This window comes from Umboniibacter marinipuniceus (assembly GCF_003688415.1).
Lineage (GTDB): Bacteria > Pseudomonadota > Gammaproteobacteria > Pseudomonadales > DSM-25080 > Umboniibacter > Umboniibacter marinipuniceus.
Genome location: NZ_REFJ01000001.1, coordinates 432,759 through 456,506, shown reverse-complemented (window position 1 = coordinate 456,506; position 23,748 = coordinate 432,759). Strand labels below are relative to the sequence as shown.

Annotated in this window: 25 protein-coding genes; 12 read left to right on the top strand and 13 right to left on the bottom strand. The window is 49.5% G+C overall.

Annotated elements, in window-relative coordinates:
* The 3 genes from DFR27_RS02115 to DFR27_RS02105 are packed head-to-tail and all read right to left on the bottom strand — an operon-like array spanning position 1 to position 1,674.
* Positions 1–267 (bottom strand): phosphopantetheine-binding protein, encoded by a 267-nt coding sequence (locus DFR27_RS02115; RefSeq protein ID WP_121875803.1) that lies wholly within the window; start codon positions 265–267, stop codon positions 1–3.
* Positions 252–1,052: a lysophospholipid acyltransferase family protein gene (locus tag DFR27_RS02110; protein ID WP_121875802.1), complete on the bottom strand. Its 801-nt coding sequence runs from the start codon at positions 1,050–1,052 to the stop codon at positions 252–254. Before DFR27_RS02110 ends, DFR27_RS02115 begins: the two co-directional genes overlap by 16 nt.
* Positions 1,045–1,674 carry a beta-ketoacyl synthase chain length factor gene (locus DFR27_RS02105; RefSeq protein WP_170150749.1) on the bottom strand — a complete coding sequence of 210 codons (630 nt, stop codon included), beginning with the start codon at positions 1,672–1,674 and terminating at the stop codon, positions 1,045–1,047. Before DFR27_RS02105 ends, DFR27_RS02110 begins: the two co-directional genes overlap by 8 nt.
* Before the next feature lie 76 nt (positions 1,675–1,750).
* On the opposite strand from DFR27_RS02105, the gene DFR27_RS02100 reads away from it, so the two are divergent.
* Positions 1,751–2,344 carry a 4'-phosphopantetheinyl transferase family protein gene (locus DFR27_RS02100; RefSeq protein WP_121875800.1) on the top strand — a complete coding sequence of 198 codons (594 nt, stop codon included), beginning with the start codon at positions 1,751–1,753 and terminating at the stop codon, positions 2,342–2,344.
* Positions 2,345–2,467: 123 nt separating this feature from the next.
* On the opposite strand, the gene DFR27_RS02095 is transcribed toward DFR27_RS02100, so the two are convergent.
* Entirely contained in the window at positions 2,468–2,887 is a 420-nt protein-coding gene (locus DFR27_RS02095; RefSeq protein WP_121875799.1) for a VOC family protein, read from the bottom strand.
* A 140-nt stretch (positions 2,888–3,027) separates the two neighbouring features.
* On the opposite strand from DFR27_RS02095, the gene DFR27_RS02090 reads away from it, so the two are divergent.
* Positions 3,028–3,855 (top strand): hypothetical protein, encoded by an 828-nt coding sequence (locus DFR27_RS02090; protein ID WP_211327530.1) that lies wholly within the window; start codon positions 3,028–3,030, stop codon positions 3,853–3,855.
* Between the two features lie 15 nt (positions 3,856–3,870).
* Positions 3,871–5,070 carry a cupin domain-containing protein gene (locus tag DFR27_RS02085; RefSeq protein ID WP_121875798.1) on the top strand — a complete coding sequence of 400 codons (1,200 nt, stop codon included), beginning with the start codon at positions 3,871–3,873 and terminating at the stop codon, positions 5,068–5,070.
* Between the two features lie 81 nt (positions 5,071–5,151).
* Here the strand turns inward: DFR27_RS02085 and DFR27_RS02080 are convergent, their stop codons facing one another.
* Positions 5,152–6,735: an AbgT family transporter gene (locus DFR27_RS02080; protein ID WP_121875797.1), complete on the bottom strand. Its 1,584-nt coding sequence runs from the start codon at positions 6,733–6,735 to the stop codon at positions 5,152–5,154.
* Between the two features lie 213 nt (positions 6,736–6,948).
* Here DFR27_RS02080 and DFR27_RS02075 point away from each other — a divergent pair, with 213 nt between their 5' ends.
* Positions 6,949–8,307 (top strand): alpha/beta hydrolase family protein, encoded by a 1,359-nt coding sequence (locus DFR27_RS02075; RefSeq protein WP_121875796.1) that lies wholly within the window; start codon positions 6,949–6,951, stop codon positions 8,305–8,307.
* On the opposite strand, the gene DFR27_RS02070 is transcribed toward DFR27_RS02075, so the two are convergent.
* Both DFR27_RS02070 and DFR27_RS02065 read right to left on the bottom strand, forming a co-directional pair.
* Entirely contained in the window at positions 8,293–8,877 is a 585-nt protein-coding gene (locus DFR27_RS02070; protein ID WP_121875795.1) for a hypothetical protein, read from the bottom strand. The two genes, DFR27_RS02075 and DFR27_RS02070, sit on opposite strands and share 15 nt — an antisense overlap.
* A gap of 70 nt (positions 8,878–8,947) precedes the next feature.
* Positions 8,948–9,958: a nuclear transport factor 2 family protein gene (locus DFR27_RS02065; RefSeq protein WP_121875794.1), complete on the bottom strand. Its 1,011-nt coding sequence runs from the start codon at positions 9,956–9,958 to the stop codon at positions 8,948–8,950.
* Positions 9,959–10,148: 190 nt separating this feature from the next.
* On the opposite strand from DFR27_RS02065, the gene DFR27_RS02060 reads away from it, so the two are divergent.
* Together DFR27_RS02060 and DFR27_RS02055 are read left to right on the top strand one after the other, a co-directional pair.
* Entirely contained in the window at positions 10,149–11,243 is a 1,095-nt protein-coding gene (locus DFR27_RS02060; protein WP_121875793.1) for an RDD family protein, read from the top strand.
* A gap of 132 nt (positions 11,244–11,375) precedes the next feature.
* Positions 11,376–11,834 carry a hypothetical protein gene (locus tag DFR27_RS02055; RefSeq protein ID WP_121875792.1) on the top strand — a complete coding sequence of 153 codons (459 nt, stop codon included), beginning with the start codon at positions 11,376–11,378 and terminating at the stop codon, positions 11,832–11,834.
* A gap of 5 nt (positions 11,835–11,839) precedes the next feature.
* On the opposite strand, the gene DFR27_RS02050 is transcribed toward DFR27_RS02055, so the two are convergent.
* Positions 11,840–13,480 (bottom strand): acetolactate synthase large subunit, encoded by a 1,641-nt coding sequence (locus DFR27_RS02050; RefSeq protein WP_121875791.1) that lies wholly within the window; start codon positions 13,478–13,480, stop codon positions 11,840–11,842.
* 403 nt (positions 13,481–13,883) lie between these two features.
* Between DFR27_RS02050 and fusA the strand changes: the two genes are divergently transcribed.
* Complete coding sequence (gene fusA, locus DFR27_RS02045) at positions 13,884–15,968, top strand: elongation factor G (protein ID WP_121876097.1); 2,085 nt, start codon at positions 13,884–13,886, stop codon at positions 15,966–15,968.
* A 106-nt stretch (positions 15,969–16,074) separates the two neighbouring features.
* Here fusA and DFR27_RS12555 read toward each other — a convergent pair whose 3' ends face one another.
* The 4 genes from DFR27_RS12555 to DFR27_RS02030 form a co-directional block, all read right to left on the bottom strand.
* Complete coding sequence (locus DFR27_RS12555) at positions 16,075–16,227, bottom strand: hypothetical protein (protein ID WP_170150748.1); 153 nt, start codon at positions 16,225–16,227, stop codon at positions 16,075–16,077.
* Positions 16,228–16,453: 226 nt separating this feature from the next.
* Positions 16,454–16,660, bottom strand: a complete 207-nt coding sequence (locus tag DFR27_RS02040) for a cold-shock protein (RefSeq protein WP_281269006.1) — start codon at positions 16,658–16,660, stop codon at positions 16,454–16,456.
* A 200-nt stretch (positions 16,661–16,860) separates the two neighbouring features.
* Positions 16,861–17,496 (bottom strand): ChrR family anti-sigma-E factor, encoded by a 636-nt coding sequence (locus DFR27_RS02035; protein ID WP_121875789.1) that lies wholly within the window; start codon positions 17,494–17,496, stop codon positions 16,861–16,863.
* A gap of 1 nt (position 17,497) precedes the next feature.
* Positions 17,498–18,037 (bottom strand): sigma-70 family RNA polymerase sigma factor, encoded by a 540-nt coding sequence (locus DFR27_RS02030; RefSeq protein WP_170150747.1) that lies wholly within the window; start codon positions 18,035–18,037, stop codon positions 17,498–17,500.
* Positions 18,038–18,188: 151 nt separating this feature from the next.
* Between DFR27_RS02030 and DFR27_RS02025 the strand changes: the two genes are divergently transcribed.
* The 5 genes from DFR27_RS02025 to DFR27_RS02005 are packed head-to-tail and all read left to right on the top strand — an operon-like array spanning position 18,189 to position 22,754.
* The gene (locus tag DFR27_RS02025) at positions 18,189–18,698 is read left to right on the top strand and encodes a nuclear transport factor 2 family protein (protein ID WP_121875787.1); all 510 of its coding nucleotides are present in this window, start codon (positions 18,189–18,191) and stop codon (positions 18,696–18,698) included.
* Positions 18,695–19,492: an SDR family NAD(P)-dependent oxidoreductase gene (locus DFR27_RS02020; protein ID WP_121875786.1), complete on the top strand. Its 798-nt coding sequence runs from the start codon at positions 18,695–18,697 to the stop codon at positions 19,490–19,492. Before DFR27_RS02025 ends, DFR27_RS02020 begins: the two co-directional genes overlap by 4 nt.
* Complete coding sequence (locus DFR27_RS02015) at positions 19,476–20,738, top strand: NAD(P)/FAD-dependent oxidoreductase (protein WP_121875785.1); 1,263 nt, start codon at positions 19,476–19,478, stop codon at positions 20,736–20,738. Before DFR27_RS02020 ends, DFR27_RS02015 begins: the two co-directional genes overlap by 17 nt.
* A gap of 2 nt (positions 20,739–20,740) precedes the next feature.
* A complete protein-coding gene (locus DFR27_RS02010; RefSeq protein WP_121875784.1) occupies positions 20,741–21,499 on the top strand; it encodes a DUF1365 domain-containing protein in 759 nt (252 codons plus the stop codon).
* 43 nt (positions 21,500–21,542) lie between these two features.
* Positions 21,543–22,754 (top strand): SAM-dependent methyltransferase, encoded by a 1,212-nt coding sequence (locus DFR27_RS02005; RefSeq protein WP_121875783.1) that lies wholly within the window; start codon positions 21,543–21,545, stop codon positions 22,752–22,754.
* A 126-nt stretch (positions 22,755–22,880) separates the two neighbouring features.
* Here DFR27_RS02005 and DFR27_RS02000 read toward each other — a convergent pair whose 3' ends face one another.
* Positions 22,881–23,741 carry a TraB/GumN family protein gene (locus DFR27_RS02000; RefSeq protein WP_121875782.1) on the bottom strand — a complete coding sequence of 287 codons (861 nt, stop codon included), beginning with the start codon at positions 23,739–23,741 and terminating at the stop codon, positions 22,881–22,883.
* Positions 23,742–23,748 lie beyond the last annotated feature (7 nt).

The following is a 23,748-nucleotide window of genomic DNA, read 5'->3' as shown; positions in this document are numbered from 1 at the left end:
TCAAGCTTTTGCCGCGGCAACAAACGCTGCCAACGCCGTAACGCTTGAGAAATGCTGTCGAGTTTCTTCGGGGTTAGCCTCAGGATCAATTTTTACGCCGTACTTTTTCTGCAGCGCCAAACCAAGCTCCAATGCATCAATAGAGTCTAAGCCCAGCCCTTCAACAAATAGCGGCTCACCCGATTCAATTTCATCGGGAGACATGTCTTCAAGGTCTAATGCGTCGATAATTAATACCTTAATTTCCTGTTCTAATTCCTGTCCCATTTGTCACCTCGGTCTGTATAAAATTTAAGCCAATCGGCGGTGAGTTGCCGAGCTGCCTTGGCGCGTGGCAAATCATCATACGGCGCTAGCTCCCACCTTCCTTCATACGATAGCAAAAAACCCGGCGCTACCGTAGGCAAATTATTCCAATGAACTTCCTTGGTTAGAAAGGGAGTCGTTCGCTGAATGGTCAGCATTAGGACTGGAACGCCTGCTAGAATAGCTATGTTAGCAGCGCCACGCGACAAGGTCATGGCTTTCATGCTAGAGGTTCTTGACCCTTCGGGGTAGATAATAATCACCTCGCCTCGTGCAATGGCCTGTCGACACTCATCCAACATCTCAGGGCGCCCGTCATTCGGAATAAAGCCACAGGCTCTGACTAACAGCCCCACGAAAGGATTATTCCAAAGTTTCTTCTTAACAATACAATTAGCGTTGGGTATCCGCGCAATCATCATCACCACATCAATCAGGCTGGGATGATTGGCAATTAAAACACCACCTTGCGTTATATCGGCCTCCATTGAGGACCAATTCTTCCACCGGATATCAACGCTACCCGCTAGCTGCATATAGCGAACTAACACAGCGAATCCTCGGCTGATGGCATAACGACTCCAGCGGACACGCCTATCCGGATTACGAATTACTACACGTAACAGGAGCACCCAGAGAGAAAGTAGTATGGCGCCCAAGCCGAAACTCACAAAGCCTAGCGCTGTCGCGACAACGAAGAACACTTGATAGCGGAAAGTTGAAGGACCATTCAGTGCCTTAGTCATGCCAATCGAATGCCTTCGCTAACAAGTTCAAAAATCCATCATAGCCCGCACTGTCATCTAGCTTTTTGACTTCCTCAAGACCTAAGGTTTGACCGTGATCAGAGATTCGCAGCACTAACGCTGTGGTAGCAATATTTGCCGAGGCGACTCGCTGGTAGACTTGAGGAACTGTTTGGTCCGTCATAATGAGCAAGACGTCAGCCCCCTGCTCTCTGCGCAATAACTCACCTTCGAGTAGTGCGTTGTAGAAACGATTTTTCGCCGCACTAATGGCGACGATATGCTGATGATTCTTGGTGGCCATAGACAGTATTCCGGGCTCAGCATTTTGTACCGACAGCGAAAAATCAGTAGGAGACATAGGCTCTTCGTTAACGATGGACTCCATCAACCGCTGAGTTCTAGCAAGATCGCCATATTGCGAGCACCAAACGATACTAAGCCCATCACCGTTGAGCAGTTCGTTGGCAAGTGCCGAGGCACGCTTACCTGCCGGACTCAAGCGCCGATTTAGCATCGCTGGTAATTTGATTCCCCCGCTAAAAACCGCCTCGGGAAAGCCGTCTGCTATTCGCTCGGCTTTATGCTCAGCGTCAATATCAATGGCTACAGCCGTTATCATTAGTGTATCGATAGTCATTGTGCTACTTTCTCAGCTACTTACTTTCATTATGGCCGAATTAACTTAGCTATTAAACATGATAACCACGCTATTCGACTTTCACCATGTTCCTAATGATCCGCAACAAACTCGCCAAGCGAAACGCCAGGGCTTGCGCTCAGCCTCACGGCGCAGACTCGCCGGCCTATTATCACAAGCAGGCGCTAGCAGTGATAGAGTTATTCGCGACGACAACGGCCTTCATCCAGTTGACGAACAATTCTATTGCTCAGTGTCCTACACTCAGAACTTAGTGGCTTCGGCAATCTCTCATCATGCTATTGGGATAGATATTGAAGCCATTTCGCCACGTCGTGATTGGCGCAAGATCGGCAAATTCCTTTGGCGCGAAACACCAAAGAGTATCGAGGAATTCTATTTCCGCTTTGGCGTTATGGAGGCTTGGGGTAAGCTCCGGGGAATAGGCATCCACTCACAAAGCCGACGAATCCATATCTCGGACTCAACGATTACCTCTCCTGACATCCCAGGCACTCACTGGCATTTCATTAACCTTCAACAGGCTAGCTACAACTTCTGTATGGTAGTTGATGCGCAGTACTCCAAGCCTAAGCAGCTTGAAGCACTCTCACATGAGATTACCACTCAACTCGGCATTGCCACCGCCTAGCATTCGGCACTCGGCACTCGGCACTCGGCACTCGGCACTCGGCACTCGGCACTCGGTACTCGGTACTCAGCTACGGATTTACCCAGCTTTGAGTATGGCTTTGCCAATCCGCTGCAATGGCCTTCATGTTGCAAAGAGCTGCGCCTCAATGTCTGCAAAGCCTTTGAATTCCAACGTATTACCGCTAGGGTCGCGAATAAACAAGGTTCCCTGCTCACCGGCTCCCCCCGGGAAACGGATATGAGGCGCCACCACAAATTCAACACCCTCTCTCTCAAGACTTTGATGTAACTCATGCCATGCCTCCATGGCTAGCACCACGCCGAAATGCGGCACAGGTATACCGTGTCCATCAACCAAATTAGACGCTTCAGCTGGTCTTTTGTTCTCGTCCAAATGCACAACAAACTGGTGCCCAAAGAAGTTAAAGTCCACCCAGCGTTCACTGCTACGCCCTTCAGAGCAACCCAACAGCCCACCGTAGAACGACCGGGCATCAGCAAGCGAATTCACCGTGACCGCAAGATGAAAAGGTGACAACATAACTAACTCCTTAATGCCTGCGCGTTTGTTAGCGCGCCATAGAGCGTGACAGTTTACCGCTAGTCCATTTGACTCAGCAGCGTAATTTGCTCATTATTTAGGCTATACCATAATTATCCTATCAGAAAATGGTGCTTGCTATGTCAAAGAAAAAGGCAAATTTAACTCGTCGATCATTCCTTGGCGTTGTCTCGGGAACCTTCGCTGGCTTCGGCATGTCAGTCGTCTCCAAGTCTGCGCAGGCTGAGGTTGTCACCGATTCTGATCCGAATGATGAAGCTGGACGCGGACGTGGCGGTAGTGGCGTTACTGATTCTGACCCCAATGACGAGTCAGGGCGCGGGCGTGGAGGCAGCGGCACAACCGATTCTGACCCTAACGATCAATCAGGACGAGGACGCGGCGGTAGTGGCGTCACTGATTCAGACCCGAATGACCAGTCAGGGCGCGGGCGTGGAGGCAGCGGCACAACCGATTCAGATCCCAATGACGAGTCTGGCCGTGGGCGTGGTAGCAACGGCGTCACCGACTCAGACCCCAATGACGAGTCTGGCCGTGGGCGCGGTAGCAACGGCGTCACTGACTCTGACCCCAATGATCAATCAGGTCGTGGGCGTGGTAGCAACGGCGTCACTGACTCTGACCCCAATGACCAATCAGGCCGTGGGCGCGGCAGCAACGGCGTCACTGACTCTGACCCCAATGACCAATCAGGTCGTGGGCGTGGCGGCAGCGGCGTTACCGACTCTGACCCCAATGATCAATCTGGTCGCGGGCGTGGTAGCAACGGCGTCACCGATTCCGACCCAAATGATGAATCAGGACGCGGACGCGGTGGCAGCGGCATTACGGACTCCGATCCGAACGATGAATCTGGGCGCGGACGTGGTGGCAGCGGTATTACTGACTCCGATCCGAACGATGAGTCAGGTCGTGGGCGTGGTAATCGCGGCTACAAAAACAAATAAGCAAGTGGTTTGTCCATGACATCGTTACCTCCTTGGGTGAGCAACCCGCTGGAATACTTACTGGGCGATATGTCGCCCAGTGAATTCTTCAATCATTATCACGAACAAAAAGCGTTACGCTGCAAGCCTGGTTCTTCAAAGCACTTTGAAGACTTACTCAATGAACATCGCTTAGATACCATCATTGCGGAGACTGAGCTACCGCCCGAGTCTCTGGAAATGGCTCGCACAAATCCCCCGTTATCACGTGATCAGTTCACCTTTAACAATGGCGAAATTGATCGCGGGGCGGTAATACGCCACTTCCAACAGGGTGCCACCTTAATTCTTACCCAACTACAGCTGGCTGACCCGAAGCTTGCGGAGCTCTGCAGAGCGCTTGAGTACGAATTCAGTGCCTATGTGCAAACCAACATCTATTTCACACCACCCGGTTTCCAGGGCTTTCGAACTCACTTCGACGATCACGATGTGTTTGTTATTCAAGTAAGCGGTCAAAAGGATTGGACGCTATACGAGCGACCTGTCGACAACCCGTATCGCGGCGAACGCTTCCAATCAAGCAAACACCCCGCTGGCGAGATCGCAGACAAATTTACCCTCAAGGCGGGCGAGTGCCTATACGTACCCCGTGGCCTAATGCATGATGCGGTGGCTAGCGGCAGCGAACCTTCGCTCCATATCACCGTAGGCATCATCGTAAAGTCTTGGGCAGACTTAATGCTTGAAGCCATGTCAGAGGTTGCGCTTCACGATCCTGGCTTCCGCAGATCCTTACCACCCGGATTCGCTAAAATCGACTTCGACCGTTCGCAGGCTCAGGCGCATTTCGACCAATTGGTGAAAGCCTTCGCTAATTCAGCTCAATTAGAGGGTGCTTTTAATGCCTTTGTCGGAAATTTCATTCGCTCTCAACCCGCTTTGGTAAGCGGTGCGCTGAGTCTTGCGGCGAATCAAAGCTCGGCAGAACAATACTATCTCGTTAGACCCAACTCCTTGGCTCGTACCTTCGTGGACGAACCAACTGGCGAGCTGGTTTTGGTTTGCCCTGGCGGGGACATCCGGTTCAATTCCGATGCCGAAGATAAAATCGACGATATCCTAGCTGGACAACGATTTAATGCGCAATACTTAACCGGACTATCAGACGATAGTTGCGACATCATTAATAAACTACTCGCCTTTGGTATTATTCAAGCTGACAGCCACGGGTAGCCGTTGCGAACAGTCGCCTGAATTGCTCCTGGCAGTACTTAGACACAGAAAAAAGGCCGTTCAGTTTAACGGCCTTTTTCATTATGGGGTATAAAATATTGGCGAGCCCGGCCCCACTGGAATACCCGCAACAAATACCCAAAGGTAAAAGAAGGAGCTCCAAATCACTACGAACACCATGGTGTACGGCAACATAATGGAAATCAGTGTACCAATGCCAATATTCTTGTAATAGCGCGAGGCGATGGCAAGAATCAAACCAAAATAACTCATCATCGGCGTGATCAAGTTGGTGGTCGAATCTCCAATTCGGTAAGCCGCCTGAATAGTTTCAGGGGAATAACCTACCAGCATTAACATCGGCACGAAGATTGGCGCGGTAACCGCCCACTGTGCGGAGGCCGAGCCCAAACTAAGATTGATCAAGCCACACACCAGAATAAACAGGAAGAATAAGCTTGGCCCTGTGAGTCCCGCTGACTCCAATGCCGTAGCCCCCATTACCGCCAATACAGCGCCGAAATTTGTCCACTTGAAGTAGGCAACGAACTGCGCGGCAAAGAATACCAACACCATATAGCCGCCCATCGAACTCATGGCTTTAGACATCGCGTTGATGGCATCGACATCGTTGCTCATGGTCCCAACAACTTTGCCATAGACAAATCCGGGCACGGCAAAGAAGATAAAGATGAAGGCAACAATACTCTTTAGGAATGGCGATCCCGCCAGTTCACCAGTCTCCGGATTGAGCAGCACACCACCCAGCGAATCGACCGTTGTAGCGGCGATAACTAAGCCTACAAGTACCGCAGCCAATCCAGCAAAACGCAAACCTCGGCGTTCGATATCGGTCAGTGCAGCACCGCCTTCGATATTAGTGTTAGCTAACGCCTCGGGATCACCCATTGCCGGGTCGTAGGTCCCTAGCTTTGGCTCAACCACTTTCTCCGTTACCCAAGTGCCCATGGCGGTAACAAGGAACGTGGACGCTGCCATAAACCACCAATTGGCCTCAGCACCCACGGTGTAGCCACTGTCGATCATTTGCGCCGCTTCCTGCGTGATGCCGCTCAAGAGCGGATCAACCGTACCCAGTAGCAAGTTCGCCGAATACCCCCCGGATACCCCCGCGAACGCCGCGGCCAAGCCAGCCAAAGGATGACGTCCTAATGAGTGAAAGATCATGGCAGCAAGTGGAATCAGTACTACGTAACCTAACTCGGAAGCGGTATTAGAGAGGATACCAGCGAAGACAATCACGAAGGTTACTAGCCGTGCCGGCGCGCCATAAACCATCTTTCTCATTACCGCCGAGATCAGCCCTGAATGCTCAGCGATACCAACCCCTAGGATGGCTACCAATACCGTACCGAGTGGTGTAAAACTGGTGAAATTGGTGACTAAGCCAGTCAAGATTCGCTGCAGGCCTTCGGCATTCATCAGGCTTACCACCCGAATCATACCGTCTTCGGCAACATTAGGTGACCCCGCTGGACGAGGGTCAATCACTGAGAATTCGAAGTGCCCCGCCACACCACTTGCGACGATGACTGCCATGCAGAAAAAGGCAAACAGCGTGACCGGATGCGGCAGCAAATTACCAAGAAACTCGACCGAGTCAAGAAAGCGGGTGAATATCGTTTTTTTACTAGGATGCACCATGGAAAGCCCTAAAAGTTCTTATTTAGGCAATAGTCTAACGTATTTTGGAAATGAGTTCCCAGTTGACCATCTAACCGCAATGGCCGCGCAGCAATTAGCGTAATGACAATTACTGAACTTGGGTCCTGGCCCAGCCCTGCGAAACCGCCCGCGCTTTATTTTGACTGCCAATTCAATTACGCTCATCAGATCATTTAACTGATAGGAATCTCCATGCGTTCGCTGTTACTAGGCCTCGTTTTTTTTCTTGCCTCCGCGCCGCTCTTCGCCGAGGAAGAGCCGCTTTGCCACCGCGGATCACAGCTATGCTTTGATTCTATAGCCGAACTTTCCATAGGAGCCCTTAGAGAGCGCCAGTACAGCGCCAACTTCAAGCTGCTCTCACAGCGGAGCTTGGGCGAATTTCCTGGTGCCATGCTAGGTTTCGATATTGATGATATAAGCCAATATGCTCGCCTTGCTATTCCGCGAACTGACCGACCTGAGCAGGGATTCCCGGTAGTGGTGTTCGCCCATGGCTGGGTTGGCATTAATGGCGCGCCAAACTTTGAATTTGCCGAGCAGGGTCTATATCGAGAAATGATGGATAGTTACCTTGCGGCGGGGTTCGCAGTCCTAATCCCGGGCTTTCGCGGCCACGGTACGGTAGCTGGGCAACCCGCTGAAGGGTTGGAATTTCTTGAGCACTTCGACAACAGCAGCTATCTGTCTCCTACTTTCTACGCCATTGACCTACTCGGTAGCGTACAAGCCATCCCCTCAATCAACGGCATCCATCAGCTCAACCCCTCACCTCGTTCACCGCTATTAGATCCAAGTTCGGTTAATTTGGTAGCCCACTCTCAGGGCGGCGACGTTGCATTAACCGCTCTAGCCATCGCAAATAATAATCGCCTAGTACGTACCTCCTTCAATGCATCATCTATTTGGTCAGGCTGCATTGCCGACAGATTCACACAAGCCGAAACCTATGGGCCGATGTCCAACAGTCGCGAAGCCTTCTTATCAGGAGACGGCACCTGGACGGGAAGCGCGGTAGGTGAGCGCGGCGAGATTAACCCTAACTTTGTATTTGCTTGGCCCGCCGATTGGATTGGAACACTGGAAGTAGATAGCGACGCATGGAGCTGGCAAGATGACACCTGGAAGCTATCCATGTTGGCATCATTCAAGGACCGCTACGAAACTATGTATCAAACCTTGAGGGACCATTTTGCCGACTTAGAAGACGTTAGCTATCAATTGAGTTCCAATAGCGATGGCAAGATTAACGCTACGCATCATCCTCGCGTGGCTGAACGTCTCCTGGAGATTGGCGGATTCCATCAGGCGAGGCGCCTTTCAACACCCATTACTTTTAACATCTCGGACCGCGACTACTATAGCTTACCAGCATGGAATCTGGCGCTGACAGATCGTATTAATGACGCGGGCGGCGATGCCAAAGTGAATATCTATACGGGAACCACTCACGGACTGGGAGTCAGCGAGCATACCTGGTTTTCGCCTGAGGGGACCAAGTCAGCCGTTTCGACCGCCTTGGCGGCCGATATCGCCCTATTCAGAAGGTAGTGGGGTACCGCTATTGCTATCAAACTCCACGCGAAAGAAACGGTTGGGCCTGGCGAGCTGATAGACAAATTGCTCCGCTGAACTCTCAACCGTCCAAACATTGACCAGCGAAACGGTTAAACCCGTCGCATTAAACACGGCTTTCGTTTGCGCATCGGCGGGAAAATTCAGTTGCCCATCAACACCAGTGGCTTCGCCAAAGCCACCGTAGCCAGTAACCTCATCAAAGGAGCCGTCCGAGTGGCGATGTTCATGACGGAATTCAATCGTGTCACCCTCGCGAGTGAACACCCAAGTTCTCGATTTATCGTTACCTACCCAAAATGGCACTCTGATTTCATCTGCGCTACAGCGCTCGAAGCGCGCTAGCATTGTTGCCTTGGCAAAATCAGCGTCCACCGCATCATTCGACACCATCACCCCCTGATACTGCATCCCACAGTGAAGCGACAACTGCTGCCAAAAGCTATCGGCGGGGCTAGTAGTAACCTGTTGAGTCTGATTAGTGGCGGCACATCCCAGCAAGCTCGTGGCAAGTAGGACGAAGATAAATACGATTCGATTAAACATAAAAAAGGGCCTGTTGCTGTCATTCATCACAGCATAGCAGACCCTAAATTAAAGCGCAGTCTTGGATGACTTAGCTTGGATTCACGATTGACCGAGTTCGTTCAATGATGTCAACGCCCTGCTGTAACAACCAATACGGGATATCAATCAACACCCAGTTTTCCTTTAATTTATCACCTTCTCGGCGATATACATCAACAACGCGCATGTCAGCACTGACGTTACCACCCGGAAGACCCATAAAACCGCCAGTTGGCTGATTACTCAGGTTTGGCCAGCCAAAGAAACAGGCGTAATTACCCTCGGCAAAGCGGCTTACGTGGCCGTTGAATACCTTACCGCTAAGCCCCTCGCGGAACGGGTATTGATGCTGTTCTTGATAGCGTTCAATGGTATAGCTTGCGCCAATACCAGCCGGACCATACCAGGTCATATCCTGATGCCAAGTTCGCGCTAGCACTTCGGGAGGGCAGCGATCATTACCAGAAATATTCAAGGAAGAGAGGTCGTCAATCATCTGATTGAGCACCGCAAGCGTCTTAACGGCCTCCTCTGACGGTTGAACATCGTTAATGATTCCGTCGTGCGTTTGCGGTCCTGGATAGACAAACGACGCAGCCGTTTGTGGCGGTAGAGGGTTGATTCCACATTGGTGCATTACCCCAATGATGTCGATCCACAATCCGGTCTGAGTAATCTTGCCATCTTCGACACAGTTAAACTCAGCATAACGAATATTAATCATCTTGCGGGTAGGGCGGATACCCATCCACTCTCCATCTAGCAACCCCGTAAAGTGCCCCATACTCATTACCCAGTTATCGCCCGCGATTTCACTCTCGCCAGCCATAAAGACATCTTCTCTTCGCTGCATTGCAGTAACGGCTTCTAGTAAGGGCTGCCAAACAATCTCAGCGACCTTGTCTCGACTGCTTTGTTGGTTGTATGGGTGAACCCCGTAAAAAGTATAGTCATCGGAAATATACTCTTTCATAACGCTAGAAACACTTGTAGCGTCCGCTTTGGACATCGCTTTAAAATAAGCTTTTACGACTGCTTTGTTATCTTGATGAACCGTCATGGGTCTGCCTTTTCATTAAATTTGCTTTCCTGAATAGCGTCAGTTTATCACCTAAACATGCAAAATGTACTTCGAAGTCAAAATTAATTTCACCACTACTAACACCTGCTTAGCGTAGCAGCTATTAGCACTGAACTTGCACCAATCCGCAGAACTGATAGCCTAGATTTAAACACGGAGGTGGAAAAAGATGAGTGAAGGCGATACAACACCCAAGGTTTCAGGGAAAACTCAACATTCCCCCCGAAGTCATGATGTTAATGAAATCAAGCCTGCTGACCGTGAAACTCGGGAGATTATCACCCCATTTGCGTTTGCAATGGAGCCCTCGTTGGTAGGCATTCCCCTTGCGACACCCTTCCGGCGCGGTATAGCCATTGCCATTGATGCGCTCATCGTTGGCTTTACGGCACAGCTGGGAAGCCTTTTTATCGCCATGATAGCGGCCATTGCAGCATTCTTCAGTGTCTCGGAGAAATATTTTCCTACGCAGCAACGCTGGCTACGAATACTTCTCAAAACGCTCTCAGTTATTGCGATTATCGCTACTTTCATCGCCATGCTCATTAACTTAAGCGATCAGCGTTTTATTGAGGCCGTGGGTGTAGATGGATCGGGACTATCTGATGAAGAGCGTATCGCTCTTCAGTCTTATGTTAATGCGACTGATAGCTCCGCTTGCAGCCCGAGTTGTATTCGCGCTCAGCTAGCTACTTTGCACGAAACACTTCGAACCAATGAAGATTCCAAAGAGATTTCAGAACTTAGCGATGACGAAGTGACACTACTAAGCGGGGTATATCACCTCATGAACGCAGAACTTCAATTGGCTAATGAGTTGACAAGCCCCGCTGAAATCATCATTGAGACGGATAATAATCCAGCACCAGAAGACGAAGGTGAAAACACCGAAGAAGAACCTCCTAGCTCCTCTGCAGCCAATGACGACGAGAGCTATAGCCTTCTGAAGTGGGCCCAAGGCTTTCTTGAAGACCTCGGGTTAGGCTTCGGCTGGGCGGCGGTCTATTTCACTCTGTTCCCGGTGTTGTGGAAGGGGCAAACTCCCGGTAAGCGCTTACTGGGAATCCGCGTTTTAGCGCTCAGTGGTAACTACCTTAATATTTGGGACTCATTCGGGCGCTACGGCGGTTACGGAGCGGGATTCGCCACCGGTTTATTAGGCTTCTTTCAAGTTTACTGGGACCCCAACAGGCAGGCTATCCATGACAAGATTAGCGGCACCGTGGTGATTAGAGGTCGTCCCATCCACGAGGACGATGACTGAATCCTCACTCCTAACGCAAAGAACTATCAATGATTGCTTGATCGCTTGGTTGCTGGATTGCTGGATTGGCAAAGCTCACTAAATTCGGCTAGGTTTAAAATTAGCTAAAATAAGTTGAAACGGACGCAATAAATGAACATTGAGAAGCCTAGTTATTCGATCAGACCTTCAAGCCAACTTCTCACCGTCACTAAGTTAGCAGCATTTTTACGAACTAGGTATTGGCTAAGCTTGCTCGTAGTTGGATTGAGTCTGATCATTGTGATAGCCCCAAAACTCCAAGCAGCGACTGATACCACTATAATCCGGATCGAGGTTCGTCTAAGCGTATTGACAGAGCAGGAGCTTAGGCAACTAAGCACGTTTTGTGAGAGCCGTATTGCTACGGCTGACCAATGCGAGAAAATAGACAATTTATTTCGTTACAGCACTGTTACCCAGATCTCTGAGGAGTCTTCGGACGAGGAAGTGCGAGCCTATCTTGATCAGTGGCTAAACAACGCAGAAATGCGCAGCATAGAGCCCTGTGACTTTGCAGTACAACGGCTTAATGACGGCGCGATCTCCTTCGTCATGATTAACCGCGAGTAGTGCCGCTAAAGCGCGGCACTCAAAGCCTTTATATCGTAATTTAAGGTTTTGTCGTTAAGGGTATAATCTACAGGCACATCAATAAGGTGGACTCCTGGCTCACTCAAGCAATGCTGCAGCTGTTCCTGCAGCTGATTGGCGCTGCTAATACGCCATCCCTGCGCGCCATAACTCTCGGCATACCTAACGAAATCTGGATTGCCATAGTCTAAGCCAAAATTATCAAACGCCATATTAGATTGCTTCCACTTAATCATTCCGTAGGCATCATCGCGGAGGATTAGCACAACAATGTGTAAATTAAGTCGAACTGCGGTTTCTAGCTCCTGGCTATTCATCATGAAACCACCGTCTCCACAGACCGTGATGACAGAGCGCTCCGGGTAAACCATTTTGGCCGCCATCGCGGACGGAAGTCCGGCTCCCATGGTCGCCAGCGCATTATCAAGTAAGAGCGTATTGCGCTCAGCGGCGTAGTAATTTCGTGCGAACCAGATTTTGTAGACGCCATTATCAAGCGTCACAATACCGTCTTTTGGCATCACCGCACGGACATCTTTCACGAAGCGCTCAGGTAGGATTGGAAAGCGATCATCGTCCGCAGATTCGGCAGAGTGCGCGCGGCACGCGGCTTGTATTCGGTGGAATTCGTCAAAATTCCAATGGGCTGATACCTCGATAACTTCCTTAATCTGCCAGATGCTGTTGGCGATATCACCAATCACTTCCACTTGAGGAAAGTAAACGGGGTCGATAGCGGCAGGGTCAAAGTTAACATGAATAACTTTCGCCCCATCAGGCTTCATGAAGAACGGCGGCTTCTCCACCACATCATGGCCCACGTTTATAATCAGATCCGCCTGTGCAATCACTCGGTGAACAAAGTCGTTATCGGACAGCGCCGTATTACCCATGAACAGCGGGTGAGTCTCATCGAGCACGCCCTTCCCCATCTGCGTGGTGATAAAGGGAATGCCCGTCTTCTCCACAAACTGTCCCAACATTTTGGACGTCAACTTACGGTTCGCGCCGGCACCGATTAAAATTAACGGCCGCTGTGATTTTTGGATCATAGTGGTAGCCATATCAATGGCCTTGTTTTCGGCAATAGGGCGGCGCTTCACACTCGCCGGAATCACTACCGCATCCGTTTCTTCGGCGGCAATATCCTCAGGGAGTTCAATATGCACTGCCCCAGGCCGCTCGTCCGATGCTAGTCGAAATGCTTCTCGCACCACCGAAGGAATCCGGTCACCACTGACAATCTGGCTGGTATATTTGGTAATAGGACGCATCATCCCGCACACATCAATGACCTGAAACCTTCCCTGTTTACTCGTTTTTATGGGCTTCTGGCCGGTGATCATTAATATCGGCATAGCGCCGAGCTGAGCATAGGCTGCTGGGGTTACGAGGTTAGTAGCGCCAGGCCCAAGGGTAGAAAGGCAGACACCCGTCTTACCAGTGAGGCGACCGTATGTGGCAGCCATAAATCCCGCGCCTTGCTCGTGTCGGGTCAAAATGAGTTTAATGGAGGACGTTCGGAGGGACTCTAATAAATCGAGGTTCTCTTCGCCCGGAATACCGAAGATGTACTCAACACCTTCGGCCTCTAACGCTTTGACAAACAAATCAGATGCTTTCATGCCCTACCCCTCAAAAGTGATTAGTTAGACCTTAAACCCTGTCCGCAAATGATACCAATATCTATTTTTTAGCTAAGGTATAGCTTTTGTCTATCGCCTAGGTGAATACCGCGGGTATCAACGCCATATTGAGTACGAGCACCATACTCGCAGCCATTCTCAGGCTGCACAAACACGCCTTTCCTGTCCGTTTGTGATCGTTAATCCTACCGCAGCCCCGTATAAGTACTATTTTTTATACAATTACGTTTCATTTTTACACTAAAGACAAGTATAATGCCGCCCCTTGAATACTATCCGAGCTACACTTGTGATTCGGAGAAATTAGCTCTCGATGCCATCCCCCGCAAAGGCGCACGGGTTTCGTAGGCTAGAGCACTTTAACTTGAAGCAGAGTAACGACATGGCAGATCTATCACATTACAGAAACATTGGTATTTTCGCGCACGTCGATGCGGGTAAGACCACAACGACTGAACGTATCCTGAAGCTCACTGGTAAGATTCACAAAACAGGTGAAGTACACGACGGCGCAGCTACAACCGATTTCATGGACCAGGAGCAAGAGCGTGGTATTACCATTCAGTCTGCTGCTACAACATGTTACTGGAAGGATCACCGCTTAAACATCATTGACACCCCAGGGCACGTTGACTTCACCGTTGAAGTATACCGCTCACTAAAGGTTCTCGATGGTGGTGTTGGTGTATTCTGTGGATCAGGTGGTGTAGAGCCACAGTCTGAAACTAACTGGCGTTACGCTAACGAGTCAGAAGTTGCACGTATCATTTTCGTCAACAAGCTTGACCGTGTTGGTGCTGACTTCCTACGTGTTGTTGACCAAGTTCGTAACGTACTAGGCGCTAACCCACTCGTCATGACACTTCCAATTGGTCGCGAAGATGACTTCGTTGGTATTGTTGATTTACTATCTCGCACTGCATACAAGTGGGATGATTCAGGTCTTCCAGAGAACTTTGAAATCATCGACATCCCAGCTGATATGGTTGATGACGTTGATATGTACCGCGAGCAGCTTATCGAAACAGCTGTTGAGCAGGACGACGACCTAATGATGGCTTACATGGAAGGCGAAGAGCCATCTATGGAAGATATCAAGCGTTGTATCCGTGAAGGTACTCGCAAGCTAGACTTCTTCCCAACTTACTGTGGTTCTGCGTTTAAGAACAAAGGTGTTCAGTTGGTTCTTGATGCGGTTGTTGACTACCTACCAAGCCCTACTGAAGTTGACGCTCAGCCGTTGACCGACGAAGAAGGTAACGACACTGGCGAACGCGCTTTGGTTTCTGTTGACGAGCCACTTCGCGCACTAGCGTTTAAGATTATGGATGACCGTTTCGGCGCCCTAACCTTCGTACGTATCTACTCAGGTAAGCTTGAGAAAGGTATGACTATTCTTAACTCGTTCACCGGCAAGACTGAGCGTATCGGCCGTATGGTAGAGATGCACGCAGATGAGCGTAACGAGCTAGAATCAGCACAAGCTGGCGATATTATTGCAATCGTTGGTATGAAGAACGTACAAACTGGTCACACACTTTGTGATCCTAAGCACCCTTGTACACTTGAGCCTATGATCTTCCCTGAGCCAGTAATCTCGATTGCTGTTTCTCCGAAGGACAAAGCCGGTACTGAAAAGCTAGGTGTTGCACTGGGTAAGATGATCGCAGAAGATCCATCATTCCGCGTTGAAACTGACGAAGACAGTGGCGAGACTATCCTTAAGGGAATGGGTGAGCTTCACCTAGACATTAAGGTTGATATCCTTAAGCGTACCTTCGGTGTTGAACTTGAAGTAGGTCAGCCACAGGTTGCTTACCGTGAGACTATCACCATCCCAACTGAAGATTCTTACACGCACAAGAAGCAGTCTGGTGGTTCTGGCCAATACGGTAAGATTGACTACCGCATCAAACCTGGTGAGCCAGGTTCAGGCTTCACGTTCTCTTCATCGGTTGTTGGCGGTAACGTTCCTAAGGAATTCTGGCCAGCAGTTGAGAAAGGCTTCAAGTCTATGATGAACGAGGGTGTTCTTGCAGGATTCCCAGTTCTTGACGTTGAAGTTGAACTTTACGACGGCTCGTTCCACGCGGTCGATTCATCGGCAATTGCCTTTGAAATCGCAGCGAAAGGCGCATTCCGTCAGTCAATTCCTAAAGCCGGCGCTCAGCTAATTGAGCCGATCATGAAGGTTGATGTATTCACACCTGAAGATCACGTTGGTGATGTAATTGGTGACTTGAACCGTCGTCGTGGCATGATCAAAGATCAGGAGCCAGGTGCAACAGGCGTTCGTATTAAAGCAGACGTTCCACTTTCGGAAATGTTCGGCTACATCGGACACCTACGTACTATCACTTCAGGCCGTGGTCAGTTCTCTATGGAGTTCTCTCACTACCTACCTTGCCCTCAGCAGGTTGCTGACAAGGTAATTGCTGAAGTTAAAGAGCGCAAAGCTGCTAAGTAAGCGTTAGATACTTCGTAGCAAGCTTACTTGCTACAACAAAAGCCGCAATATCTCACGATATCGCGGCTTTTTTTTGCCTATTCTATTGGCTGCGAAACACTCAAGATTAAGCACCCTGTCTCGCCACCGCTATCGTCATAGTCACAACCACCGTCACAGTCACAACCACCGTCAGAGCCACCGTCAGAGCCACAGCCACAACCACAACCACCGTCAGAGCCACAGCCACAGCCACAGCCACAGCCACAGCCACAGCCACAGCCACAGCCAAAATTAAGCTAGAGCTAGGGCCTCATGCAATCACGATAACAGAGAATCAAACAATAGAGGGATGATCAACACTTAGAAACTAGCGTCACAAGAAAAAACGGCAGGGTTTTACGGCACTAGCTCGGCGCTAACAGGATGCGAAGCTGGAGGGATGCAAAAAAAACAGACATAAAAAAAGCACGCTAAGTGCGTGCTCTTTTATCAACAAAGGTCGATTAAGCTGCAGTTACGTTCTCAGCTTGTGGACCTTTCTGACCAGTTGTAACATCAAAAGTTACCGCTTGGCCTTCAGCTAGGGTTTTGAAACCTGTGCCGTTGATTGCAGAGTGGTGGACGAAAACGTCAGGACCAGACTCTTGCTGAATGAAACCGAAACCTTTAGTTTCGTCGAACCACTTAACTACGCCAGTTGTAGACATAATAATATTTCCTAAATGTAAAAATGTTTTCCCCTTTGGGGACGAATCGCTGAGTGTTGCCGATTCATTCATATCTTCGGGGATTTCACATCTAGGCTTTCGCTAAGAGGGGTCTTCTCGGAGGTACAATGAAACTTACAATGTTCAACAGCGACCACTATACACCAGTCTTCTATGAATGCCAAATAGTTATCGTTAATATTTTATTTTGCCATAAATGGATTCAGGATTAGACCCTGCAACCCGGAAAAACGAATAGGTGCATCAAGCACTGCAAAACAAATACAATCTTCTTCCATTCCAGCAATAGGCTGATGTTCAGTGGTTTCATTGGCGACGATAAAGTCGCCCTGGTTGTAACGACCCATCTCATCGGAGAATGAGCCCTTCAAAACTAAGGTGATTTCGTTGCCACGGTGAGAGTGTTGCGGTAGCTTCGACCCAGCTAGAATCTTGTAGAAACGGCCTACATAGCGCGGATCACCTGTCTCTACATCGAACGTTTGGACGGATTTAAACATGCCCTTCCATTCCAAGCCATCTAGTCCTTGCGGGACGAGACGCCAAAGCGGCTTTGGTAAGCCAGGGACCACCGTAGGCTCGGCTTGTGCTTCACGATGTTGACCTAGCGATGCCATCATACGATCGAAAAGCTCTGGGCTGACTTGCTCGCCTGCACTCTCTACCACCAACTCCGCGGCAAGCGCCTCGTATCTCTTGTAGCTGTCGCAACAGCTGTCGCACATGTCGATGTGACACGCCACAATCAGCCCGAGAGAATCGGTGAGTAGCCCACTTGCGTGCTTCAAAAGCACTTCGTTTGACGGATGATGATTCATACTAATTCACGCTCATAAAGTTCTCGAACTTTTTCATCGCCAACCGCAACCGGCTTTTGACTGTTCCCAGGGGAACATCTAGATCGAGTGCAATCTCACTTTGTGATTTTGCTTCAAAGAAAGTTTTGTAGACAACTTGGCGCTGTTCGATCGTCAAATTGTCAAGCAGCTTACGCACAGTGGCTAAATTTAGATCACTATCCGGATCAATTTCCGCACTTTCATCAGGTAGGTCTGGCCATAGCTCACTGCTGGTCATTGGCTGTCGACCTTGCTTGCGTAGCCAGTCAATTTTTTTATTACGGGCGATGGTATAGATCCAAGTAGTCGCCGAGGCCTTGGAGCTATTGAACTGCGCAGCTCTGTCCCAGACAGTAAATAGTGCTTCCTGGATAATCTCTTCCGCATTTTCGGAAGACAGGCCACCCTTCCTCAAGAATGCCTTGAGTTTTGGCGCGATATTGTTGAACAATTGCGAAAAGGCCTGCCGATCTCGGTCGTTGGCAATACGGGTCATCAGCTCGTTTAGATTCGGATCCATTGGAAGTACCAGAGTTATCAAGCCTTTACCGTAAAGTATTCCCATTAGAGGGTAAAGCTCGACAATTACCTAAGCGCGAACAATTGTTTTGTGATCCACACTTAAGCAACACTCGTAATGCGTCTAAGCCAAAGTTAAGGATTGCCATAATATGGACCAGACCATCGAAGAAACTCGTCCTTCAAGTCCCTCGGAGTTGCTCGGGGATAGCTGCTTCGCACGTGACTTAACGAGTTGCTCGGCGCCGATTAAAGCTGTGTGCGAGCTTTTCGCTAATCTCAATGCTCAACAGGTAACTCGAGAGAACTTTGCTAAGGCTTACCGCGACGACATCGTCTTCACTGATCCGCTACACGTTATTAACGGCCTAGACAATTTGTTGAGCTATAGCGCAAGCCTCTACAGCAATGTACAGAGCTGCCATTTCGAATTCGAACGAATCCTCGAGCGTGACGGTGAAGCAACTCTAATATGGCAAATGCACTTGGTACACCCCAAGCTCAACGGCGGCAAGCTAGTCATCGTTCCGGGTGTCACTCACGTACTATTTGAAGAACGCATCTACTACCACCGTGATTACTTTGACGCTGGCGCAATGCTCTATGAGCAGCTTCCGCTCCTAAAGCAGGTGATTCGCTGGCTTAAGGCAAGGCTCAAATGAGTAACAGTTATTCAAGCGTTTGGATTACCGGGGGATCAAAGGGGATTGGCCGCTCACTTGTTGAGGTGCTAGCGCCTCGAAGCGAACAGATATTCGTTTCCGCGCGTCAATCAACTGCACTCCAAGACGCTACCCAAAGCAATTCGATTCATGCGATACCGTTTGACGCGAACGATCAGCAGTCAATTATTGCTGCGCAACGACGAGTGGCGCAGCAAGCCGATTTCATTGATCTACTCGTGGTTAATGCCGGCATTTGCGAATACTTCGACTCCCACAGTCTTTCAAGCGAGATTGCGGAGCGAGTCATGCACGTTAACTACACTGCTTCGGTTCAACTCATTGAAGCGGCGCTGCCGCTGCTTCGTGCTGCTGTGCGAGCTGGCAAAAAACCGAAAATCAGTGTTATTTCGAGTAGCATCGTTTTTCTTCCGTTGCCGCGCTCTGCGGCCTACGCGGCCTCAAAGGCAGCATTAACTCAGTTTTGCGAAGCGCTGCGCTACGATCTCGCAAACGAAGGCATAGACCTCCAGCTCGTTTTTCCTGGCTTTGTCGCCACGCCGCTAACAGATCAAAATGACTTTGACATGCCGTTCAAGATTTCTAGCGGGGAAGCCGCAGAGAGAATCGTCAAAGGCCTAGACCAAGGCAAAGCTAATCTGCAGTTCCCAAAACGCTTTACCTTCTGGTTAGTAGCCATCGATAGTTTGCCGGCATCCATTAAGAGTTGGCTGTTACGCAAGATGTCACCGATAAAAAATTTAAAAAGAGATGACCATGAATCAAAAGCTTAAAATCGCGGTAATTGGCGGTGGAATTTCCGGCTTGACCGCTGCACACCTTCTATCCGAAAAGCACACCGTAAGCCTGTTTGAGGCGGGTGATTATTTGGGCGGACACACCAACACCGAAGATGTTGAAATCAACGGCAAAAACTATGCGGTGAACACGGGTTTCATTGTTTTCAATGACTGGACCTACCCTAATTTCATCAAACTCATGGACAGTTTAGGTGTTGAGTCCGAGGACTCCGATATGAGCTTCTCAGTGCATTGCGAGAACTCAGGCCTCGAATACGCGGGTACCAACCTCACCACGCTTTTTGCGCAAAAGCGAAATTTATTTAAGCCTAGCTATTGGAAGATGCTACTGGATATCATCAAGTTCAATAAACAAGCAAAGACGTTATTAGAAGAAGGCACCGTTCCCGACGTCACACTTGGCGAGTTTATCGATAGCGAAGGGCTTGGTAGGTTGTTCCGCGATAAATACATTATCCCGATGGGCGCCGCAATCTGGTCGGCTTCGGAAGAAGTGATGTTGTCCTTTCCGCTGCCATTCTTTTTAAAGTTCTTCAATAATCACGGTCTTCTCAACGTTGAGCATCGGCCGCAGTGGCGAGTCATTAGCGGCGGGTCACGCAGCTATGTGGCGCCATTAAGCCAACGCTTTGCTCAGCGTGCCATCACTAACCGCCCCGTAGACTCTGTTGTCAGATCCGAAGCTGGAGTGAGGCTAAATTTTGCCGATGGTGAGCTGGCACATTTTGATGAAGTTGTTTTCGCCTGCCATAGCGACCAAGCTCTCGCTCTACTTGAAAACAGCACCGAGCTGGAAAGAGAGATATTGGGCGCTATCCCCTATCAGCATAATGACGTTGTCCTGCACACCGATACGCGGCTAATGCCCAAGCGCCGAGCTGCCTGGGCGTCATGGAACTACCACATTCCCCAGCGTCTCACGGAGCAAGCCACTGTGACCTATCACATGAACCGTCTGCAGAACTTCGCTGACTGTCCTGAAGAGCTTTTGGTGACGCTCAATCGAAGCCAAGATATTGACCCCAGTAAAATCATCAAATCGTTCTCCTACGCCCACCCTGTATTCAGCGGTGACGGCGAAATTGCTCAAGGAAGATGGCACGAGATCAGCGGCCACCATCGCAGTCACTTCTGCGGCGCTTACTGGCGAAACGGTTTTCACGAAGATGGCGTATTCAGTGCGCTCCGTGTTGCTGAACAGTTCGGGATTAAGCTTTGAGCATGTATTCCGCGATATATAGAGGGCTTGTGGTGCACACTCGCCACGCCCCTCAGTATCACAGTTTCAAATACCATACCCACATGCTTTACCTTGACCTGGATGAACTCGGTCAACTGGCCAACGATATTGGTGTTTTTAGCATCAATCGTTTCAACCTGATTGCTTTTCACCGCTGTGATTACCTTCAGGATTATCACCAAGACTTGAAAACCGACATCATAGAAACTGTGGCAAGAGACAGCCTAGGGGTGGGAGTAACTACTGAGCGTGAAATAACTCGGGTTTGCCTCTTAACCCAACCAAGATATTTCGGCGTAAGTTTTAACCCGCTCAGTTTGTTCTATTGCTACGATGTGAATAACCAACTAATTTGCGTTGTTGGCGAAGTTCACAACACGCCTTGGAATCAACGTCATCGCTATGTCATCCCCTGTTTAAGCACCAAAGAATGGCAGTATAAGCACGAAAAAGACTTTCATGTTTCCCCGTTCAATCCAATGAATCTCAACTATCACTGGACGCTGTCGCACGCAGACCAGCATTTAAAGGTCGTGATTGACGCCCGAGTAAGGCATCAGGAAGAAGCGCGACACTTCGTTGCCGCGATGCGCCTGAGTCGGACTTCGGTAAACCGAATGCCCTCTCTACTAATCCGCTACCCAATGAGTGCCGTAACAACTATCATCAGAATATACAGTCAGGCGCTTAAGCTCTGGTTGAAAAAGGTGCCTTTTTATAGTCACCCCGAGACAAAATAGTAGGCAGGTTGCCTGCCCTCAAATGTTTGCAAAGGATTACACGATGAAAGCAGCCACGCGAAACGCCGACAGCACAAGCCCGAAGTTAAGCTGGACTCAGCGATTGGTCTTCTCCAATCTCAACCAACTGGCGGGGGCACATCTCACGCTCTGCGACCGTGGCAACACACGATGTTTTGGGGAAGAATCGGCTACCCTCAAGGCGACAATTAACGTCAACCACCCTCGCTTTTACACAGACTTAGTTCTGGGGGGTACTATTGGTGCCGGCGAATCGTATATGGCAGGTGATTGGGAAACGCCCGATCTCACCGCTGTTATTCAGGTGATGGCCAGAAATTTAGGGATCACCTCCAGACTTGATGCTGGACTTGCTAAGCTCATTAAACCACTGAACAAGTTTTATCACTGGCGTAATCGAAACACCGAACGTCAAGCAAGAAATAACATCGCTCGTCACTACGATCTTGGCAACGACTTCTTCCAGACATTCCTTGATCCAACCATGTCCTACTCCGCCGCAGTGTTTGCAAAGGATGAGGCGACCATGGAAGCGGCCTCACTGGCGAAATTCGCCGCAATGGCACACCAACTGGAGCTCAAGCCTGAGGATTCATTAGTTGAAATTGGCACTGGGTGGGGCGGATTTGCCATCTACGCGGCCGAGAAGATCGGCTGTCATGTCACGACAACTACCATTTCGGAAGAGCAATACGCGTACACGCAGGCTCAAATCAAAGCGAGAGGATTAGAAAGCAAAATCACGCTTCTGAAAGATGACTATCGTGCACTTCAAGGCAAATTTGACAAACTCGCTTCAATTGAGATGATCGAAGCCGTGGGTTGGCAGTATCTTGACACCTACTTTGGCACCCTGAAGCGACTATTGAAACCTGGGGGCAAGGCCGTCATTCAAGCCATTACCATCCCTGAAGATCGATACGAATCTGCCAAGACCGACGTAGATTTCATTCAAAAGTACATCTTCCCCGGTGGTTTTTTACCATCAGTTTCCGCCATCTCCACTCACGCTGGCGCCCAGGGCTTGTACCTTAGCCATTACTACGATTTTGGCTTGGGTTATGCGCAGACGCTGGCTAACTGGCGAGAACGATTCGAAGAAAACCTCGCCGTCATTAAAGCGCAAGGTTTATCGGACACCTTTATCAATATGTGGCGATTTTATTTCAGCTACTGCGAGGGCGGGTTCCGAGAGAAGAAGATTGGCGTAGGCCATTTTACGTTCACCAATTGAATATAGAGACACACCGTTACCGTTTACTCAATACCACCCCTTTGAGGTCTTAGTAATCTTGCCTCATATCGCCTTGGTCGCGCTCTCTGCCCTTAACGGGGTTCTTGACCAAGGCGAACTTCTTTTTTACTGCTCTACCTTCGTTACTTGAAACCCCTGCTTCTCAAGACTTTGTATAAGTCCATCTGACCCCAAGAGATGGGCTACGCCCACCAGCACAAACTCCGTTTCAGGCGTCTCGCCCATCTCAACCAAGGCTGGCATCCACGCTTTATTACGCTCAACAAGTAGCGACTGATACAGGTCAGGAAAATCATCTTTCATCGTCTGCACATACATCGCCTCCAAGTAGCTTAGCTCACCCTTTCGCCATGCCGCACGCATCGAGTCCATTTCCAGTTCGATGGATTCTAATTCGTCTAAGGTCATTTCCATCAACTCATTTTCGAATCCTTCACCGTAACTAGCAAAAAATGAAAGATGATTATCAATGGACTCCAATTCGCCAACGTTTCTATCGTCTATCAAGGCGCGATTGAAATAATGTTGATCAACGCCAGGGGCGCTAATACCTATGCGCTGTAACTCGATCATTAGCATCTGAATGGTGACAAAGCCGACCTTATAGCGATCAAAAGCTTGGCTAGGTAATTGCGCGTGTCGCAACCAACCAGCCAGCGCTTCATACTGAACCGAATCCAAATAGTCTTGTAGGGTCTCGCCATTAGGTAAACTGACTCGCTGCATCAACTTCTGCTGAATTGCCACGTCGTTGAGGGCACTCATATCAGTCTCAAAGAATAACGTATCGGAGGCATCATAGGCGAAGTCGAAACTAGGAGGCAGCGGGTAGTCCTGTGCCGACAATACATGGATAGTTCCACCTAAGTAAAAGGTGTTTTCACCCTGCTTTACCTGCCACACTGGGGCGGCCGCCAACTGCATTGAGCACAGCAGAACCACCACGAAAATCATTACTCTTAGCATTGCTTGT